General features: G+C 62.8%; 19 protein-coding genes. 10 read left to right on the forward strand and 9 right to left on the reverse strand.

All coding sequences use genetic code 11. The features are described 5' to 3' along the window. Window positions 1–22 precede the first annotated feature (22 nt). The 4 genes from PYR71_RS14210 to ppa all read left to right on the forward strand — a co-directional run bounded on the left by PYR71_RS14210 (window position 23) and on the right by ppa (window position 5,472). On the forward strand, window positions 23–2,110 hold the full coding sequence (locus tag PYR71_RS14210; RefSeq protein ID WP_275619810.1) for a M3 family metallopeptidase: 2,088 nt from the start codon (window positions 23–25) through the stop codon (window positions 2,108–2,110). Window positions 2,111–2,267: 157 nt separating this feature from the next. After that, window positions 2,268–4,088: a translational GTPase TypA gene (typA, locus tag PYR71_RS14215; protein WP_012485506.1), complete on the forward strand. Its 1,821-nt coding sequence runs from the start codon at window positions 2,268–2,270 to the stop codon at window positions 4,086–4,088. Window positions 4,089–4,287: 199 nt separating this feature from the next. Further along, on the forward strand, window positions 4,288–4,794 hold the full coding sequence (locus tag PYR71_RS14220; protein ID WP_275619811.1) for a GNAT family N-acetyltransferase: 507 nt from the start codon (window positions 4,288–4,290) through the stop codon (window positions 4,792–4,794). A 141-nt stretch (window positions 4,795–4,935) separates the two neighbouring features. Beyond that, the gene (ppa, locus tag PYR71_RS14225; protein WP_009993316.1) at window positions 4,936–5,472 is read left to right on the forward strand and encodes an inorganic diphosphatase; all 537 of its coding nucleotides are present in this window, start codon (window positions 4,936–4,938) and stop codon (window positions 5,470–5,472) included. 4 nt (window positions 5,473–5,476) lie between these two features. On the opposite strand, the gene PYR71_RS14230 is transcribed toward ppa, so the two are convergent. Both PYR71_RS14230 and PYR71_RS14235 read right to left on the reverse strand, forming a co-directional pair. Next, window positions 5,477–5,788: a DUF167 domain-containing protein gene (locus PYR71_RS14230; protein ID WP_183917342.1), complete on the reverse strand. Its 312-nt coding sequence runs from the start codon at window positions 5,786–5,788 to the stop codon at window positions 5,477–5,479. Beyond that, complete coding sequence (locus PYR71_RS14235; protein WP_246720434.1) at window positions 5,785–6,075, reverse strand: YggT family protein; 291 nt, start codon at window positions 6,073–6,075, stop codon at window positions 5,785–5,787. Before PYR71_RS14235 ends, PYR71_RS14230 begins: the two co-directional genes overlap by 4 nt. A gap of 139 nt (window positions 6,076–6,214) precedes the next feature. On the opposite strand from PYR71_RS14235, the gene PYR71_RS14240 reads away from it, so the two are divergent. Then, window positions 6,215–7,447 (forward strand): MFS transporter, encoded by a 1,233-nt coding sequence (locus PYR71_RS14240; protein ID WP_275619812.1) that lies wholly within the window; start codon window positions 6,215–6,217, stop codon window positions 7,445–7,447. 97 nt (window positions 7,448–7,544) lie between these two features. Here the strand turns inward: PYR71_RS14240 and PYR71_RS14245 are convergent, their stop codons facing one another. The 6 genes from PYR71_RS14245 to hemC all read right to left on the reverse strand — a co-directional run bounded on the left by PYR71_RS14245 (window position 7,545) and on the right by hemC (window position 13,413). Further along, the gene (locus PYR71_RS14245) at window positions 7,545–8,300 is read right to left on the reverse strand and encodes a glutamine amidotransferase (protein ID WP_275619813.1); all 756 of its coding nucleotides are present in this window, start codon (window positions 8,298–8,300) and stop codon (window positions 7,545–7,547) included. Then, entirely contained in the window at window positions 8,287–8,772 is a 486-nt protein-coding gene (locus tag PYR71_RS14250) for a tellurite resistance TerB family protein (RefSeq protein WP_275619814.1), read from the reverse strand. The genes PYR71_RS14245 and PYR71_RS14250 overlap by 14 nt, the downstream gene beginning before the upstream one ends. A gap of 17 nt (window positions 8,773–8,789) precedes the next feature. Then, window positions 8,790–10,397: a heme biosynthesis protein HemY gene (locus PYR71_RS14255; protein WP_275619815.1), complete on the reverse strand. Its 1,608-nt coding sequence runs from the start codon at window positions 10,395–10,397 to the stop codon at window positions 8,790–8,792. 4 nt (window positions 10,398–10,401) lie between these two features. Beyond that, window positions 10,402–11,700, reverse strand: a complete 1,299-nt coding sequence (locus PYR71_RS14260) for a COG4223 family protein (RefSeq protein WP_275619816.1) — start codon at window positions 11,698–11,700, stop codon at window positions 10,402–10,404. A gap of 68 nt (window positions 11,701–11,768) precedes the next feature. Further along, window positions 11,769–12,476, reverse strand: a complete 708-nt coding sequence (locus tag PYR71_RS14265; protein WP_275619817.1) for a uroporphyrinogen-III synthase — start codon at window positions 12,474–12,476, stop codon at window positions 11,769–11,771. Between the two features lie 7 nt (window positions 12,477–12,483). After that, complete coding sequence (gene hemC / locus PYR71_RS14270) at window positions 12,484–13,413, reverse strand: hydroxymethylbilane synthase (RefSeq protein ID WP_183917329.1); 930 nt, start codon at window positions 13,411–13,413, stop codon at window positions 12,484–12,486. Between the two features lie 72 nt (window positions 13,414–13,485). Here hemC and tsaD point away from each other — a divergent pair, with 72 nt between their 5' ends. Genes tsaD through PYR71_RS14295 form a run of 5 tightly spaced genes read left to right on the forward strand, consistent with a single transcriptional unit; the run spans window position 13,486 to window position 16,962 of the window. Continuing rightward, a complete protein-coding gene (gene tsaD, locus PYR71_RS14275; protein ID WP_275619818.1) occupies window positions 13,486–14,583 on the forward strand; it encodes a tRNA (adenosine(37)-N6)-threonylcarbamoyltransferase complex transferase subunit TsaD in 1,098 nt (365 codons plus the stop codon). Next, a complete protein-coding gene (locus tag PYR71_RS14280; protein ID WP_275619819.1) occupies window positions 14,580–15,563 on the forward strand; it encodes an NAD(P)H-dependent glycerol-3-phosphate dehydrogenase in 984 nt (327 codons plus the stop codon). Before tsaD ends, PYR71_RS14280 begins: the two co-directional genes overlap by 4 nt. A 10-nt stretch (window positions 15,564–15,573) precedes the next feature. Then, window positions 15,574–15,867 (forward strand): YciI-like protein, encoded by a 294-nt coding sequence (locus PYR71_RS14285; protein WP_183917323.1) that lies wholly within the window; start codon window positions 15,574–15,576, stop codon window positions 15,865–15,867. A 3-nt stretch (window positions 15,868–15,870) separates the two neighbouring features. Continuing rightward, window positions 15,871–16,302 carry an EVE domain-containing protein gene (locus PYR71_RS14290; protein WP_275619820.1) on the forward strand — a complete coding sequence of 144 codons (432 nt, stop codon included), beginning with the start codon at window positions 15,871–15,873 and terminating at the stop codon, window positions 16,300–16,302. A 6-nt stretch (window positions 16,303–16,308) separates the two neighbouring features. Then, a complete protein-coding gene (locus PYR71_RS14295) occupies window positions 16,309–16,962 on the forward strand; it encodes a class I SAM-dependent methyltransferase (protein WP_275619821.1) in 654 nt (217 codons plus the stop codon). Here PYR71_RS14295 and PYR71_RS14300 read toward each other — a convergent pair. Then, window positions 16,959–17,465, reverse strand: a complete 507-nt coding sequence (locus PYR71_RS14300; protein WP_275619822.1) for a hypothetical protein — start codon at window positions 17,463–17,465, stop codon at window positions 16,959–16,961. The genes PYR71_RS14295 and PYR71_RS14300 overlap by 4 nt on opposite strands. Window positions 17,466–17,718: the final 253 nt, after the last annotated feature.

Below are 17,718 nucleotides of genomic sequence, written 5' to 3' on the forward strand. Positions count from 1 at the left end.
CATGCCAAAAAGGAATTCTCCGATGCCTTCTCCCCATGATTTCAATCCGGCGCTCACCAACTGGGACGGCCTGCACGGCCTGCCGCGTTTCGACGCCATCGATGACAGCGATTTTGCTGCCGCCTTCGATGCGGCGCTGGCCGCGCATGAACAGGAGATCGACGAGATCGTCGGGAACAGCGATCAGCCGACCTTCGACAATACGGTCACGGCACTGGAGATTGCCGGCGATGCGCTGTCGCGCGTTTCGGCGCTGTTCTGGAACAAGGCGGGTGCGCATACCAATGATGTGATCCAGGCGCTGGAGCGGGAGATCTCGCCGAAGATGTCGCGCCACTATTCGAAGATCGGCATGAATGCCGCGCTTTTTGCCCGCATCGATACGCTCTGGCAGAAGCGCGAGAGCCTTGGCCTGACGTTGGAACAGACGCGGGTGTTGGAACGCCATTGGAAGGGCTTCGTCAAATCGGGCGCCAAGCTCGAGAAGGCCGAGCAGGAGAAGCTTGCCGAGATCAACGAAAGGCTTGCCGGCCTCGGGACGCAATTCGGCCAGAATGTGCTGGCCGACGAAAAGGCCTGGGCCTTGGTGCTTTCCGATGGGCCAGAGCTCGACGGGTTGCCGGAATTCCTGCGCGACGCGATGGCTGCGGCGGCGCGCGAGCGCGGCGAGGAGGGCAGATTTGCGGTGACATTGTCACGTTCGATCATCGAGCCGTTCCTCACCTTCTCGGAGCGCCGAGATTTGCGCGAGCAGGCCTTTAAGGCCTGGGTGGCGCGCGGCGAAAACGGCGGAGAGACGGACAATCGCGCAGTCATTCGGGAAACGCTGGCGCTGCGCCATCAGGTTGCGAGCTTGCTCGGCTACGGCAATTTCGCCGAGCTGACGCTCGACAACACCATGGCGAAGACGGCCGAAGCGGTGAACGGCCTGCTGAAAGCGGTCTGGGCGCGGGCGGTGAAGCGCGCCGGCGAGGAAGAGATCGATATCGCGGCGCTGATCGCCGAAGAGGGCCGGAACCACGAGGTGATGCCTTGGGACTGGCGCCACTATTCCGAGAAGATCCGGGCCCGGAAGTTCGATTTCTCCGAGGCCGAGCTCAAGCCTTATCTGCAGCTCGAGAAGATCATCGAGGCCTGCTTCGACGTCGCCGGCCGGCTGTTCGGCATCCGTGCGGTCGAGAAGAAGGGTGTCGCCGCCTATCACCCTGACGTTAGAGTGTTCGAAATCAGGGACCGCGAGGACAGGCTGGTCGCCCTGTTCCTCGGCGACTATTTCGCCCGCGGTTCGAAACGGTCCGGCGCCTGGATGAGCTCGCTGCAATCGCAGCACAAGCTCAAACTGAAGAACGGCCGCCACGGCGAATTGCCGATCATCTATAATGTCTGCAATTTCGCCAAGCCGGCCGAGGGCAAGCCGGCGCTGCTGTCGCTCGACGATGCCCGCACACTGTTCCACGAATTCGGCCATGCGCTGCATGGCATGCTTTCTGATGTCACCTATCCCTCGGTTTCCGGCACCAGCGTCTCGCGCGATTTCGTGGAACTGCCGTCGCAGCTCTACGAACATTGGCTGACGGTGCCTGCCATCCTCAAAGAATACGCCGTGCATTTCGAAACCGGCGAGCCGATGCCGCAGACCCTGCTCGACAAGGTGCTGGCGGCCCGCACCTTCAATGCCGGCTTCAACACCGTCGAGTTCACCTCGTCGGCGCTGGTCGACATGGCCTTCCATACGCGCGAGGTGGTCGAGGACCCGATGGCGGTGCAGGCGGAGGTGCTGGCTGAGATCGACATGCCGAGTTCTATCGTCATGCGCCATGCGACACCGCACTTCCAGCACGTCTTCTCCGGCGGCTATTCGGCCGGCTACTATTCCTACATGTGGTCCGAGGTGCTCGACGCCGACGCCTTCGCCGCCTTCGAGGAGACGGGGGACGCCTTCAACGGCGAGATGGCGAAAAGGCTAAAGGAAAACATCTATTCCGTCGGCGGCTCGGTCGATCCGGAGGATGCCTACAAGGCCTTCCGCGGCAAGCTGCCGAGCCCGGATGCGATGCTCGTCAAAAAGGGACTTTCGACCTTCGAGGAATTGACAGGCAGCGACGCCTAAGACAATTTGATGACAAGCTGTGATGCGGCGGGGCGACGGCCTTGCCGCAGCTTTTGCGCGTTCCCCTCTTTCGCAAACGCAAAAAAAACTGTATGGACGCCCCAAACCAATAGGCGCGTCCTCAAGAGCGTGCGCCGCAGCCTCAGAGATTTCACATATGGCACTTCGCAATATCGCGATCATCGCGCACGTTGACCATGGCAAGACGACCCTGGTGGATGAGCTTCTCAAGCAGTCCGGCTCGTTCCGCGAAAATCAGCGCGTTGCCGAACGCGTGATGGACTCGAACGATCTCGAAAAAGAACGCGGCATCACCATTCTCGCCAAGGCAACCTCAGTCGAGTGGAAGGGTGTCCGCATCAACATCGTCGATACCCCCGGCCACGCCGACTTCGGCGGTGAGGTCGAGCGCATTCTGTCGATGGTGGATGGCGCGATCGTTCTCGTCGATGCGTCCGAAGGCCCGATGCCGCAGACCAAGTTCGTCGTCGGCAAGGCGCTGAAGGTCGGCCTTCGTCCGATCGTCGCGATCAACAAGATCGACCGTCCGGACGGCCGCCATGAAGAAGTCATCAACGAAGTCTTCGACCTCTTCGCCAATCTCGACGCGACCGACGAACAGCTCGACTTCCCGATCCTCTACGGTTCGGGCCGCGACGGCTGGATGAACGTCAATCCTGAGGGACCGAAGGATCAGGGTCTTGCGCCGCTTCTCGACCTGGTTCTCAAGCATGTTCCGGAGCCGACCGTCGAGGAAGGCCCGTTCCGCATGATCGGCACGATCCTCGAAGCCAACCCCTTCCTCGGCCGTATCATCACCGGCCGCATCGCATCGGGCTCGATCAAGCCGAACCAGGCCGTCAAGGTTCTCGGCCAGGACGGCAAGCTGATCGAAACCGGCCGAATCTCCAAGATCCTCGCCTTCCGCGGCATCGAGCGCACGGCAATCGATGAAGCTCATGCGGGCGACATCGTCGCGATCGCCGGCCTCTCCAAGGGTACCGTTGCCGACACCTTCTGCGATCCGGCCGTTTCGGAAGCCATGAAGGCGCAGCCGATCGACCCGCCGACGGTGACCATGTCCTTCATCGTCAACGACAGCCCGTTGGCAGGCACCGAAGGCGACAAGGTGACCTCGCGCGTCATCCGCGACCGTCTCTTTAAGGAAGCGGAAGGCAACGTCGCCCTGAAGATCGAAGAAGCCGAAGGCAAGGATTCGTTCTACGTCTCCGGCCGCGGCGAACTTCAGCTCGCCGTTCTCATCGAAACCATGCGTCGCGAAGGCTTCGAGCTTGCCGTTTCGCGTCCGCGCGTCGTCATGCACAAGGATGAAAGCGGCCAGCTGCTGGAGCCGATCGAGGAAGTCGTCGTCGACGTCGACGAAGAACATTCCGGTGTCGTCGTGCAGAAGATGTCGGAGCGCAAGGCCGAAATGGTCGAGCTGCGTCCGTCGGGCGGCAATCGTCTTCGCCTGCGTTTCTATGCACCGACCCGCGGCCTGATCGGCTACCAGTCGGAGCTGCTGACGGATACGCGCGGCACGGCGATCATGAACCGGCTGTTCCACGACTACCAGCCCTATAAGGGTGCGATCGGCGGCCGCGTCAATGGCGTGCTGCTCGCCAACGCAGCCGGTGAAGCCGTCGCCTATGCGATGTTCAACCTGGAGGATCGCGGCCCGATGATCATCGAGCCGGGCGAAAAGGTCTATGCCGGCATGATCATCGGCATCCATTCGCGCGACAATGACCTTGAAGTCAACGTCCTGAAGGGCAAGCAGCTCACCAACATCCGCGCCGCCGGCAAGGATGAAGCGGTGAAGCTGACGCCGCCGATCCGCATGACGCTCGATCGCGCGCTCTCCTGGATCCAGGACGACGAGCTGATGGAAGTGACGCCGAAGAATATTCGTCTGCGCAAGATGTATCTCGACGCAAACGACCGCAAGCGGTTCGAAAAGTCCAAAGCGGCTCTCTGAGAATTCGGAGATACCCTTAAGAACCCCGGCCTTAGAGCCGGGGTTTTTTTTATTGTGCGCTGCGTTGATTCCGACTTGTGACAATCGTTAAAAAAGCGTTAAAATTTATTCGTCGTCCACATATCAAGTCTGTGGGCAATCGAGCCGAATGCGTCATCGCGTATGGTTAATTGCCTCCGGCAGGACCAGAGTAAACGTTATGAAGACGTTGTCGATCGATGTCCGGCGGGCTGAACCGCACGATGCCCGAGCCATCTCGGAAACCCATAGGCTCGCGTGGCAGCACACTTACGCAGGCATCATTCCGCATCGCGCCCTGACGCAGATGATCGAGCGACGCGGGGAAAACTGGTGGCGCAAGGCAACGCGCGGACCTGCGACATTGCTGGTTCTCGATGTCGCGGGAACGGTCGCCGGCTACGCGACCCTCGGCCTCAACCGCGCCCGCGCTTTGCCGCAGGAAGGCGAGATCTACGAGCTCTATCTTCGCCCGGAGTATCAGGGCATTGGTCTCGGCCGTATGCTGTTCGGCGAGGCGCGCCGGCTGTTGAAGTCACTCGGCTGCAACGGGCTTGTCGTCTGGTGCCTCGAGGAAAACGAGACCGCCAGCCGCTTCTACCGCCATCACGGCGGGATCGATTTCTGCGAAGGCATGGAAAATTTCGACCAAAAGCAGTTGAAGAAAATCGGCTTCATCTGGAACTGATCGGTTCTGGTCAGCAATCACCTATTCGGCAGGTTAGACCTCTTTGCGCCGGTGGATCACGCATTGGTGATGTCAAATGTTGCGTTGCCGCATGAAACCGATTATCTGGCTGCGAGCAATTCAACCTCGCAGGAGTTTCGTATGCGCATCGACGCCGTTTCCATCGGTAATAATCCCCCTGAAGACGTCAACGTTATTGTCGAGGTTCCGGTCGGCGGTCATCCGATCAAGTATGAAATGGATAAGGACGCCGGCACGCTGGTCGTCGATCGCTTCCTCTATACGCCGATGACCTATCCGGGCAATTACGGTTTCGTGCCGCACACGCTGTCGGAAGACGGCGACCCGATCGACGTGCTGATCGCGAGCACCCGCCCGCTCGTTCCGGGCTGCGTCATCAACGTGCGCCCGATCGGCGTTCTGAAGATGGAAGACAATTCGGGTAAGGATGAGAAGATCATTGCGGTGCCGTCGCCGAAGCTGACGCTGCGCTATGAGAAGGTGAAGGATTATACCGATCTTCCCGAGATCACGCTGAAGCAGATCGAGCACTTCTTCGAGCACTACAAGGATCTGGAGCCCGGCAAGTGGGTGAAGATCTTCGGCTGGGGCGATTCCGGCGAAGCCGGCGCCCTTATCCTCGAGGCTATCGAGCGCGCCAAGAAGGCGAAAGGCTGATCGTTTAGCCTGAAAGCGTTTCGAGCTTTTTTGCCAAATCCTCCGGGTCACCCTCGATCCGGAGGATTTTTTTGCGCGCGGTTTCGCCGGAAACGAGGCTGACGCGGGATTTGGCAACGCCGACCGATTTGGAAACGAGCGCGATCAGGGCCTTATTGGCCTTTCCCTTTTCCGGAACGGCGGTGACGCGCGCCTTCAGATAAGTCTCGCCTTCGCTGTCCGTCTCAATGCCGTCGAACGCGTCTCGCCCTCCATTCGGCGTCAGCCGAACAGTCAGGCGCAGATGATCAGCGAAGAGCCTCCAGGGAGAGCTCAAGCGACCAGCGGATAAAGGGTGGTCCAGAGGAAGGTGCGCAGGAAGAAGATGATCACCAGCAGGATGATCGGTGAAATGTCGATGCCGCCGAGGTTCGGCAGCCGACGACGGATCGGCTTCAGCACCGGCTCGGTGACATTATAGAGGAACATCCCGACCGAATTGACGAACTGGTTGCTGGAATTGATGACGTTGAACGCATAGAGCCAGGAGAAAACGGCGCTGGCAATCAGGATCCACGTATAAATATTCAAAACCAAATCAATGGTTTGAAACAAGGCAAACATCGTCGTCTCCAATTGGTTGTTGACAGACATGTAGACATTGGCAACTAAACGAGCAAGTGCCGTGTGGGAACGCAGGGCAATTCATGTTTAACGGGCGGCCTCGCAGCCATTCCGGCGCCCGCTTCCTCGGACAAGGCTCATGTCGTTTTCGCCCACCGGAGACCGTTTTGCCGCGTTCCGGCATTCGTCTTACACCCGCTTCTTCTTCGCCCGCTTTCTGCTCTCCTTTTCGCAGCAGATCGTCAGCGTCGCCGTCGGCTGGCAGATGTACGATCAGACCGGCAAGGCGATCTATCTCGGCTTGATCGGCCTCGTGCAGTTCCTCCCGTCGCTGCTGCTCATTCTCGTCACCGGTTCGGTGGCCGACCGGTACAACCGCCGGGCCATCGCAGCGCTGTGTTCGCTGGTGAGCGCGCTCTGCACACTGGCGCTGCTGATCATGACGGCGACCGACACTTTCGCGCCCTGGCCTGTGTTTGCGGTGCTACTGATCTTCGGCATCGAACGTGCCTTCATGTCGCCGGCGGTGCAGTCTCTCGCGCCCAACCTTGTGCCGGAGGACGCTCTTTCCAATGCGATCGCCTGGAATTCCTCGTCCTGGCAGCTTGCGGCGATCACCGGGCCAGTGATCGGCGGCCTGCTCTATGATGTCAGCGCGACGACCGCCTATACGGTAGCGGTGATCTTTTCCATTCTCGGCGCGGGCCTTCTCTTCATGATCCCGAAGCCGGAGCAGAAGACGGTCGGTGAGGCCAAGAGCTGGGCGATGATCCTCGGCGGCTTCAGTTTCATCCGCGCCGAAAAGGTGGTGCTCGGCGCGATTTCGCTCGATCTCTTTGCCGTATTGCTCGGGGGCGCCACCGCGCTGATGCCGATCTTCGCCCGTGATATTCTGACGCTTGGCCCCTGGGGCCTCGGACTGTTGCGCGCAGCACCGGGGGTTGGCGCCGTCGTCATGGCGATTTTCCTGGCCGCCTATCCGCTCAAGCACCGTGCCGGCATCTACATGTTCATCGGCGTCGCCCTGTTCGGCGTCGGAACCATCATCTTCGGGGTCTCGACCAACACCGAAGTCTCGATCGCCGCATTGGCGCTGATGGGGGCGGCGGACATGGTGTCGGTCTATGTGCGCGAGAGCCTGATTGCACTGTGGACGCCGGATCAGCTGCGCGGCCGCGTCAATGCGGTCAACATGGTCTTCGTCGGCGCCTCGAACGAGCTTGGGGAATTCAGGGCCGGCACGATGGCCTCGATCTTCGGCGCGGTGCCGGCAGTCGTCATCGGCGGCATCGGAACCCTGGTCGTCGCAGCGATCTGGGCTTCGAGCTTCCCGAAACTGCGCAGGATCGACACGCTCGACGCTCCGGCCTAATGCATGTCGCCCGGAAATGTGCAGCGGTTCCGGGAGAACGACATGCATAAAACAAAGGGCTTTAGCATGAGAACGGTCACATTCGGCTGGGAAGCTCTTATGCAGGAAGCGTGATAGGGTGCGCCGCTTTCGCGGCCTTTCCCTCGAAGACGAGATCGAGGAATTCGGTCAACCAGGCTCTCAGCGGCGCGTCGAACAGCATGCGGCCTTCCAGATGTTCGCGGCCCTGCTGGGCGTTCGGCAGAATGAAGCGATGGGCGCCATGCACGACCCAGCGATGCATCATCACTCGGGTAAGTTCGGCATGGAACTGCAGACCCCAGGCATTACCGTCGTAACGGAAGGCCTGGTTCGGGTAGGCATCGCCTTCGGCCAGCAGATCGGCGTCGTGCGGCAGCTCGAAGCCTTCTCGGTGAAAATGATAGACCATCTTCGGCCAGTGCATCAGCAGACGGCCCTTCTCGGTCGGGTGCAGCGGATACCAGCCGATCTCCGTCAAGCCATCGGTATTCGCCTGCACCTTGCCGCCAAGATGATGCACCAGCATCTGAGCGCCGAGGCAGATACCGAGAAAGGGACGTTTCTCGCGCAGCGGAACCTGGATCCAGTCGATCTCCTTCTTGATGAAGTCATCGGGATCATTGGCGCTCATCGGCCCGCCGAAGACGACGGCGCCGGCATGGTCTTCGAGCGTTGCCGGAAGCGGCTCGCCGAGCACCGGTCGGCGGATGTCGAGGCGGTAGCCCTTTTCGACGAGCAACTGACCGACGCGGCCGGGGCTCGATCGCTCCTGATGCAGGACGATGAGGATCGGACGCTCGTCGCGGTGCTGGATTCGCTCAGTCGGCATCATCTTGCAAAACCTGGACATCCGTCACCCTGGCGGCGGCCTCCTGCCGTTTCTGGATGCGCTCGCGCGCGGAAACGCCCAGCAGATCGGCGATCCGCCAGATCACATGATCTTCCATCTCGCTGCGTTCGCCATCGGCATAGACGATGTCCCAGAGGATGCCGATCAGCTCCAGCCGTTGCTCGGTGTTCAGGTGCCGCTTCAGGTCGGATGTGAAGCGATAATAGTCGACCGCGGAGCTTTCGGCCTCGAGGCCGGCCGCCATCAGGGCGTCGAGCTGTTTGCCGTCGAGCGCATACTGTTCCTTCAGCAGCTTGCGCAGCCGCTTCTTCTCGCTGGCCTTGATCTGCCCGTCGGCCTCCATGACCTGCATGCACAGCGCCGCCACTGCGATGCGCGGATCATCCGGGGCGAAACCCTTCCTGGGATGATCGGCAGTGAGCTTCTGAAAGAATGCCTGAAAGCGTTCGAACATGCGGTTTTCATTCCATTTCAGAAAAGGCGAAGCCGGGTCTTGGGTTCCGGTTCCGCCCTGGAATCGCGAACGCCGGGATCATCCGGCAGTCCACCAAAGAAGGGCTTTGCTTCGTTCGGCACCGGCGCTTTGTCGCCGGCGACCGGTTCGACGGGCTTCGGCTTTGCCGGCGCCGGCACGGGGCGCACGGCCTCAGCGATCGTCGCGGCGCGTTCCAGCTCGATGATGCGGTGATCGTTGACCGGGCTTTCCGGCCGGACGTCCCGCAGCGGCGGCAGGGTCTTCAGGGCAGTTTCGATCGCGGCGGGCGCCGAACCGTCTTCGAGCGGACCCTCGATCTGGCCGAATGGCGCCTTCCATTCGAAGGCATCGAGACGGCCGGTGACCGGTGACACCGGCAGCCATTTGTCGGAGACGAAGCCGTCCGCCACCCAGGCCGGATCGCGCGGGGCTTTCAACGCCTGGGCCAGCCAGTGGCGCACGCGGCCCTGATCGCCGGTCTCGGCCTCCTCGATGTCGGCGAGCAGCAGGAAGGCGGCTTCACGCGGCTCGATGCGCGCCGCCGCTTCCGCCTTGGTGCGGGCCTTGGCGAATTCCTGCGCGTCGAGCGCGGCCTGGGCGACGACGAGGAAGGATTCGACATTGTTCGGGCGCAACGCCTCCAGCCGCTCGGCGCGCTTCAGCCGGTCGAGCGTGGAATCACCGCTGCGTGCTCTGACATAGGTCTGGCCGATTTCGGGATGCGGCGCCGATTTCCATGCCTGTTCGAGGATCGAAGCGGCCTTGCGCAGGCCGCCTTCGCGGAACAAGGCCTTGGCGGCGATGAGGGCGGCCGGGACGAAGTCAGCGGCGAGCTTCAGCGCCTGCAGCGCGTCATCGCGGGCGCCGGCCGGATTGCCTTCGAGCTTCTCGGCAGCGCGAGCCGTCAGCAGCACGGCGTGCAGGCGGTTGGCTTCGGCCTTATCGACAACGCGGGCAGCCTTCTGCTGTTCGAGCAGCCGGATCGCATCGTCCCAACGGCCGGCCTGGCTGCGATATTCGAGCGTCGCTTGGGCGGCCCAGGGCAGATAAGGCGCGTTATCGGCGGCCTTTTCGGCATATTGGCGGGCGGCCTCGTTGGCGCCGAGACGGCGGGCTTCGAGATAGAGGCCGCGCAGGCCGAGCTCGCGCGTTTCCGGGTCGTTGGCCATGGCCTCGAACTTGGCGCGCGCCTCGTCGTGGCGGCCTTCGATCAGGGCGGCCTGGGCTTCGAGCAGGTTGATCAGCGGCTCCTGATCGGCGCGGATGAGGCCGCGCGAGCGGGCCGCCATCTTGCGGGCAAGGAGCGCATTGCCGGCGCCGGCGGCGATCAGGCCGGTCGACAGCGCCTGATAGCCGCGGTCGCGCTTGCGGGCGCGGAAATAACGCGTCACCGAATGCGGCGAGGTCCAGATCAGGCGAACGAACCACCAGACGATCATCACGGCGGCGATCAGAGCGATGATCGCGCTCACTGCGACGATCAGCTTCGTCTGATAGATCTGGCCTTCCCAGATCAGCGAGAGATCGCCGGGGCGATCGGCGAACCAGGAGAAGCCATAGGCGAGAAGCAGCACCAGGACGGCGAAGACGACGAGTCTGATCATGCTCTCACCCCTCCTTGCCCGTGCCGGCGACGGCCTTCGACAGCGCCCCGTCGACCAGCTCCTCGACGCGGATGCGCGCCTCCAGCGACTGCTTGAAGGCGGCGGACGCCTGCTTTCCGGGAGCCGGCAGAGCATTCCATTCGGCGGAAGCTCCGGGCAGGTCGCCGTTCTTCACCTTATCCTCCATGCGGGCGGCGATCGCTTCGACGCTTTCGCCCTCGATATTGCCGACGGGACGGACGGTCACCAGCGATTTTGCGCTCGCCATCAGCCGGTCCGACCAGCTCTGGTTCGGATCCGGCTGGTTGACGGCTTCGACGATCGCGGTCGCAACGTCGGGAACCTGACGCACGAGCTCGGTGCGCGAGGGAATGCCGGTCTCGGCAAAGCTACGCAGGTCGGCTATGGCGGGATCGTCGGGCGCGACGCCAGCGAAAGTATCGAGTTCGGCAAGGAAGGGGCCGCCGCGATCGATCGCCGCCTTGAGGGCGGCTGCCGCGATCGCCCGGGCGACCGCGACGTCCTGGCGCGGTTCGTTCAGCTTCTTTTCGGCCTCGTCGAGGCGTTTGGCGATATCGGCGCCATTGCTCGTCTGCTGCTCAGAGGACTGGGCAAGTGTGGCGCGCAACTGATCGACCTGGCCGCTCAGCTCGGCAATCTTCTGGTTGAGCGCCTCGACATTTGCCGAATCGGCCGGCGTCGCCGCTGCGGGGTTTTTCGCAGCCGCTTCCAGCACCGCGAGGCGTGTCTCAAGCGCGCCGTCGCCGGTGCCTGCGGGATTGGCGGCCAGATTGGCGACGGTCTGTTTCAGGCCGTCGATCTCACCGGAAAGATCGGCCATGTCGCGCGATGTCGTCTGCGGCGCAGAGGTACCCGGAAGGTATCCGGCATATTGAATGGCGCCTGCGCCAAGCAACGCCACGAGGCCGCCGAAGATGCCGGCAGCGATGAGACCGGAGGTGCCGGCGCCCCGCGGCGCGTGCTGCTGTGGGGCAGGCGTGAAGGAAGGCTCCGGAGCTGCCGGTTCCCCTTCTCGCGCATTCGTCCCGGGCTGGCCTTCGAATTCCGGCTGTACCTGTTCGGCGCGTTCATGCTCGGTCAATGACGCCACTTCGGTTTCGGGGGTCACGCCGGCCTCGGCGGGGCTGTTGTCGGTATCGCCGACATCATTTTCCACCGGCTTTTCGGTATCGGCTGCAGAGGCGAAATCCTGTGCTTCAAGGTCGATCGTGACCGGCTCGTCGGCGCTCTTCGAATGGCGTGGCGGGATTCCCGATACCATGACGTCCTCTTTATCCTGCATTGCAACGAAACTAGACAGTGATGCCAATTAAGGGAAGAGGTTAGATCAAATTTGGGCAGCCAGGGCACTCAAAGCAGCGACAAAAGGCTCATCTCATCCGGCATCGGCGCAATCGTCACGCTTCCCCTCAGGAAGGTCGGAATGGCCTGCGCCACGGCCTCGCTGAGGCAGAGGAGGCGGATTCCACCCTGTTCGGAGAGAGCTGATCGCAGGGCCGACACTTGAAAGAAATCCTCGGCCGTCTGCCGGGAATAGAACAGAACGGCATCCAGGTGATGGACCGAAAAAATCGCCTCGATGTCGGCCGGGCCAGGAGCAGCCGGCTGCATGCGATAGCATTCAGCGAGGGAAAAACGGATGCCGAGTTCGCGCAATCGGCCTTCGAAGGTTTCGGCACGCGGCATGCCGGCGAGATAGAGCAACGGCTCCGCTTTCTGCGCGGCGACGAGATTGGCGAGATCGCGGCCGTTGCCCGAAGAGGCGGTGACGGACCGGAAGCCAAGGCGCCGCGCCGCTTGCGCCGTCATCTCGCCGACCGCAAAAATCGGGCGGTCTAGGTGCGGACCAAGTGTCTCGCCGAGAGCCGACAGGACCCTCATGGCCTCGGCGCTGGTCACCGCGATCGCGGCGCTGGTAGCGGCAAGCGCGCCGGCGGCTGCGGCACTGTCATGTTGTGGTCGACGCAGCGGCAGCAGCAGCGGTTCGTGGCCCATGTCGCGCAGACGTTGCGCGGTTTTCTCGGCCGAATGCGCGGGGCGGGTGACGAGCACGCGCATGGCCGCTTCAGTGCCAGTCGTCGAAGAAGGCGCTGCCGGCCCTTGCGCGCACGTCCTGGCCGGCGCGGGTGCCGAGGGCGGCGGCATCGCGGCGATGCCCGTCAGTCGTCACGGCATGCTGGCTGCGGCCGTCCGGTGTGATGATCAGGCCGGAGAAGCGGATGAGGTCGCCCTCGCAGACGGCATAGCCGCCGATCGGCGTGCGGCAGGAACCGTCGAGGGCGGCGAGGAAAGCGCGCTCGCAGGAGACGGTGTCGAAGGTCGCCGAGTCGTTGACCGCCGCCAGCAGGTCCTCGATCCTCGTATCGCCGACGCGGCTTTCGATGCAGATCGCTCCCTGGGCCGGCGCCGGCGGGAAGGTGTCGGGATCGAGGATATCGGTTAGCACCTCGACCTTACCGAGACGTTTGAGGCCGGCAAGCGCCAGCAGGGTTGCATCCACCTGACCTTCTTCGAGCTTGCGCAGCCGGGTTTCGACCGAACCGCGGAAGGTTATGACGTTGATGTCGGGCCGCATGCGGCGGATCAGCGCCTGGCGGCGCAGCGACGAGGAGCCGACGGTGGCGCCATGCGGCAGGTCGATCAGCTTGGGCGCGGTGCGGCCGACGACGGCGTCGCGGATATCCTCGCGCGGCAGATAGGCGGAGAGATGGAGACCGTCCGGTAGGTGCGTCGGCATGTCCTTGGTGGAGTGCACGGCGAAATCCAGCTCGCCTGCGACAAGCTTCTGTTCGAGCTCCTCGGTGAAGAGGCCTTTGCCGCCGATCTCGGCCAGCGGCCGGTCGGTGATGCGATCGCCCTTGGTCGACAGCACGACGATCTCGAACATCTCTTCGGGCAGGCCATGCGCCGCCATCAGCCTGTCGCGGGCCTCATGCGCCTGGGCGAGCGCCAGCGGGCTGCCCCGCGTGCCGATCCGGAAAGGTTTTATTTGCATCCGCTCTATTCCGTTGTTACCGGAGTTCTCGTAACTGGGTTTCGGCCCCATCGCAATCAACGAACAGGCCTTATGGTTCCCTTTCTGCGCATCCTTGGCATCGAGACGAGCTGTGACGAGACCGCCGCGGCGATCGTCGAGCGCGATGCGGAGGGGCATTCCAGAATACTCTCCGACGTGGTGCTTTCCCAGCTCGACGAGCACAGCGCCTATGGCGGCGTCGTGCCGGAGATCGCCGCGCGCGCCCATGTCGAGGCGCTGGACGAGCTGATCGAGGCGGCGCTGAAGCGCGCCAATGTGTCGCTGGCCGATGTCGATGCCATCGCCGCCACGTCGGGGCCGGGGCTGATCGGCGGGCTGCTGGTGGGATTGATGACCGGCAAGGCGATCGCGAAGGCCGCCGGCAAGCCGCTCTATGCGGTCAATCATCTCGAAGGCCATGCGCTGACGGCGCGGCTGACCGACGGGCTTTCCTTTCCCTATCTGATGCTGCTCGTCTCCGGCGGTCATACCCAGCTCATCCTGGTGCGCGGCGTCGGAGATTACGACCGCTGGGGCACGACGATCGACGATGCGCTCGGCGAAGCCTTCGACAAGACGGCGAAACTGCTCGGCCTGCCCTATCCCGGCGGCCCGGCAGTGGAACGCATGGCGCGGGACGGCAATGCCGGCCGCTTCGATTTTCCGCGGCCGTTGGTCGGTGAGGCAAGGCTCGACTTCTCCTTCTCCGGTCTGAAGACGGCCGTGCGGCAGGCGGCACAGGAGATCGCGCCGCTCAGCGATCAGGACGTGGCGGATATCTGCGCTTCGTTCCAGCGGGCGATCTCACGGACGCTGAAGGACCGCATCGGCCGCGGCCTGCAGCGGTTCAAGGCGGAATTTTCGCCCATTGCAGAAAAGCCGGCGCTGGTCGTTGCCGGCGGTGTCGCCGCCAATCTCGAACTGCGGGCTACATTGCAGGGGCTTTGCGACAAGAACGGCTTCCGCTTCATCGCGCCGCCGCTGAGCCTCTGCACCGACAATGCGGTGATGATCGCCTGGGCAGGCCTGGAGCGGATGGCCATAGGTATTGCGCCCGATCCGCTCGACGTGCAGCCGCGCTCGCGCTGGCCGCTCGATGCTAATGCCGAAAGGCTGATCGGCTTTGGAAAGAGAGGAGCCAAGGCATGAGCGAAAAAATCGCCGTCATCGGATCGGGCGCTTTCGGAACGGCGCTTGCCGCCGTCATCGCCCTTGCCGGCCGCAGCGCGGTGATACTCGTCGGACGCAATCCGTCATTGATGGCCGATCTCAAGGCCGAACGTCTGCATGATGCCGTGCTGCCCGGCATTGCCCTGCCGGAATCGCTCGAATTTTCCGCCGAGGCGGAGGCGATCGCCGGCGCCTCCATCGTGCTTTTTGCGATGCCGTCGCAGGCGCAGGCCGATGCGGCGCGCCAATATGGCCCCTATCTGTCGAAGGATGCCATTGTCGTCACCTGCGCCAAGGGCATCGAGCGGGCGACGGGCAATCTGTTGACCGACATGCTGGAGCGGGAGTTGCCGGACCATCCGGTGGCGGTGCTCTCCGGCCCCGGTTTTGCCGCCGACATTGCCAAAGGCCTGCCGACGGCGATGGCGATCGCGGCGGCGGATATGGAGACTGCCGAGCGGCTCGCCCAGGCGATATCGGGCCGGACCTTCCGGCTCTACGCCTCCAGCGACCGCATCGGCGTGCAGCTCGGCGGTGCCCTGAAGAATGTGCTGGCGATCGCCTGCGGCATCGTCGAGGGCCGCGGCATAGGCGAATCCGCCCGCGCTGCGTTAATTGCCCGTGGCCTTGCGGAAATGTCGCGCTTCGTCGTCGCCAAAGGCGGCCAGACGGATACGGTGCGCGGGCTCTCCGGCCTCGGCGATCTGGTGCTGACGGCGACCAGCCATCAATCGCGCAACCTGCGCTTCGGCATCGCGCTCGGGCGCGACGAAAAGGCCGACCCGCTGCAGGGCGCGCTGGTGGAAGGTGCGCTCGCCGCCTCGGTCGCCTCGCGGCTTGCCGCGGAGCTTTCGATCAGCATGCCGATCACCGACGCCGTTTCCGCCATCATCGACGGCAGGCTCGATATTTCGGACGCCATCGAGCAGTTGATGACGCGTCCCATCACCACCGAATAGGAGAACAGACATGCTTTTCGCCCTGCTCTGCAAGGACAAGCCGGGACATCTGGACGTCCGCATGGAGACGCGGCCGACGCATCTTGCTTATCTCGACAAGCTCAATGCAGAAGGCAAGCTCTCGATGGCCGGTCCGTTCCTCGACGACGAGGGCAAGGCCTGCGGCAGTCTGGTGCTCGTCAAGGCGGAGACTGCGCAGGAGGCAAAGACGCTCGCCGATGCCGACCCCTACACCCAGGCCGGGCTTTTCGAAAGCGTTGAGATCAAGCCCTTCAACTGGGTCTTCAACAAGCCGGAGGCTTAAAGCATGGCGCATTGGCTCTATAAGTCCGAACCTGCCTCCTGGTCCTGGGAGCAGCAGAAGGCCGCCGGCGAAAAAGGCACGGAATGGACGGGCGTGCGAAATTATCTGGCGCGCAACAATATGCGGGCGATGCAGATCGGCGACAAGGGGTTCTTCTATCACTCCAATGACGGGCTGGAGATCGTCGGCATCGTCGAAGTCTGTGCACTGTCGCATCCCGATTCTACCGCCAAGGGCGATCCGAAGTGGGATTGCGTCGACATCCGCGCCGTCATGGACATGCCGAAGCCGGTGACGCTGAAGGACGTCAAGGCGAGCGAGAAGCTTGCCAAGATGTCGCTCGTCACCTCCATGCGCCTTTCCGTGCAGCCGGTGACCGACGAAGAGTGGGCCGAAGTCTGCCGGATGGGCGGGCTCGACAATCCGCCGAGCTGACGACCTTTGAAAACCGATCCGGAAGCCTTCATCCGCGCCAATACCAGTCTGATGGCGCCGCCGCATGTGCCGGAGATTTCACTCCATCTGGCAAGCGAGGCGCATGAGCTCTGGCTGAAAACGGAAGAGGAGTTGGAAGCCATCGGCCTGCCGCCGCCTTTCTGGGCTTTTGCCTGGGCGGGCGGGCAGGGATTGGCGCGCTACATCCTCGATCATCCTGATATGGTGCGCGGCAAGCGCGTGCTGGATTTTGCCAGCGGCTCCGGCCTCGTCGGCATTGCAGCTGTCATGGCCGGTGCGCGTGAGGCGACGGCCGCCGATATCGATCCCTGGGCGGAAACGGCGATCCGGCTGAACGCCAAGGCAAACGGCGTTTCTCTCGGATTTACCGGCGCCGATCTAATCGGACAGGATATCGACGCCGATATTGTGCTTGCCGGCGACGTCTTCTACGACCGTGCCTTCGCCAGCGCGCTCGTTCCCTGGCTGATGAGGCTGACGGGGGAAGGCATATCGGTTCTGGTCGGCGATCCCGGGAGAAGTTATCTGCCACGGGAACAGCTGGAATTCTGTGCGACCTATCAGGTGCCGGTGACGCGGGCGCTGGAGGATAGCGAAATCAAGAAGACCACGGTCTGGCGCTTCGGCTCAAGATCTTAAGGCCGGATCACGCAGACATTGGCCTCGTAGCTGCAGGGATCGTCCTGGACGGCTACGTCGATGACCTTCGCTTTCGGCGCCTGGGAGGCGAGCCGCGCGGCCGGATAATACCCGTAGCCGTTGTCGCCGACATAAGTCCCGCCATCGATCTGATAGGCATAAGAGCCGGCATAGGTGTCGCCGCTGCCGCCACCCAGCGGCTGCGGCGCGAAGATGACCAGGCTGCTGCGGGCGACGCGATTTGTCGCCGGAGATGAAAACTGCTTCAGGAACGGCATCCGCTCCCTGCCATGTCGGTGAATATAGGCGCTGTCGAAACGGATGCCGCGATCGCGCCAGCCGCGACGTTGGCCGAGAAACAAGCCGTTGTGCAAGGCGTGGCGGTGGCTATGGAAACGATGATCGGCGAAGCGATGGTCGAAACGGCGCTCGCCGGCGGAGGCAGGCAAGGCGACAAGCGCGGCGAGTGCAAGCAAGGCGACTGCAGATGGACTGCGAAACATGGATGCCGGCCTCCGAAATTCCCGATCGTTAACAAATCGTTAATGTCAGACTGCGCCAAAAGCCGTGGCTTGTCCATGCGCCTGGGAAGAACGGCATGAATATTGAGCCGAAAGACGAGTTTTCGTTGGTGGTTCCGCTTTTCGCCGAAGCGCAGAACCGCTCTAACCTTTTGTTCTTACGCAATCCCAGGTGAAAAGCCGCGTCGGAGCTTTTCTGGAGCTGCTCCCGCCCGCAAACTTCCCGGTAACCCGA

Source organism: Rhizobium mulingense (assembly GCF_029194105.1).
Classification (GTDB): Bacteria; Pseudomonadota; Alphaproteobacteria; order Rhizobiales; family Rhizobiaceae; genus Rhizobium; species Rhizobium mulingense.

What these genes read in the sequence shown, in the direction of transcription:
- PYR71_RS14220 (WP_275619811.1), top strand. Translation starts at nt 4,288, where the DNA reads ATGAAGACGTTGTCGATCGATGTCCGGCGGGCTGAACCGCACGATGCC.
- PYR71_RS14300 (WP_275619822.1), bottom strand. Translation starts at nt 17,465, where the DNA reads ATGTTTCGCAGTCCATCTGCAGTCGCCTTGCTTGCACTCGCCGCGCTT.
- PYR71_RS14235 (WP_246720434.1), bottom strand. Translation starts at nt 6,075, where the DNA reads ATGTTTGCCTTGTTTCAAACCATTGATTTGGTTTTGAATATTTATACG.
- PYR71_RS14285 (WP_183917323.1), top strand. Translation starts at nt 15,574, where the DNA reads ATGCTTTTCGCCCTGCTCTGCAAGGACAAGCCGGGACATCTGGACGTC.
- hemC (WP_183917329.1), bottom strand. Translation starts at nt 13,413, where the DNA reads ATGCAAATAAAACCTTTCCGGATCGGCACGCGGGGCAGCCCGCTGGCG.
- PYR71_RS14255 (WP_275619815.1), bottom strand. Translation starts at nt 10,397, where the DNA reads ATGATCAGACTCGTCGTCTTCGCCGTCCTGGTGCTGCTTCTCGCCTAT.
- PYR71_RS14210 (WP_275619810.1), top strand. Translation starts at nt 23, where the DNA reads ATGCCTTCTCCCCATGATTTCAATCCGGCGCTCACCAACTGGGACGGC.
- PYR71_RS14290 (WP_275619820.1), top strand. Translation starts at nt 15,871, where the DNA reads ATGGCGCATTGGCTCTATAAGTCCGAACCTGCCTCCTGGTCCTGGGAG.
- PYR71_RS14260 (WP_275619816.1), bottom strand. Translation starts at nt 11,700, where the DNA reads ATGCAGGATAAAGAGGACGTCATGGTATCGGGAATCCCGCCACGCCAT.
- PYR71_RS14245 (WP_275619813.1), bottom strand. Translation starts at nt 8,300, where the DNA reads ATGATGCCGACTGAGCGAATCCAGCACCGCGACGAGCGTCCGATCCTC.
- PYR71_RS14265 (WP_275619817.1), bottom strand. Translation starts at nt 12,476, where the DNA reads ATGCGCGTGCTCGTCACCCGCCCCGCGCATTCGGCCGAGAAAACCGCG.
- tsaD (WP_275619818.1), top strand. Translation starts at nt 13,486, where the DNA reads ATGGTTCCCTTTCTGCGCATCCTTGGCATCGAGACGAGCTGTGACGAG.
- PYR71_RS14250 (WP_275619814.1), bottom strand. Translation starts at nt 8,772, where the DNA reads ATGTTCGAACGCTTTCAGGCATTCTTTCAGAAGCTCACTGCCGATCAT.
- PYR71_RS14240 (WP_275619812.1), top strand. Translation starts at nt 6,215, where the DNA reads ATGTCGTTTTCGCCCACCGGAGACCGTTTTGCCGCGTTCCGGCATTCG.
- PYR71_RS14280 (WP_275619819.1), top strand. Translation starts at nt 14,580, where the DNA reads ATGAGCGAAAAAATCGCCGTCATCGGATCGGGCGCTTTCGGAACGGCG.
- typA (WP_012485506.1), top strand. Translation starts at nt 2,268, where the DNA reads ATGGCACTTCGCAATATCGCGATCATCGCGCACGTTGACCATGGCAAG.
- ppa (WP_009993316.1), top strand. Translation starts at nt 4,936, where the DNA reads ATGCGCATCGACGCCGTTTCCATCGGTAATAATCCCCCTGAAGACGTC.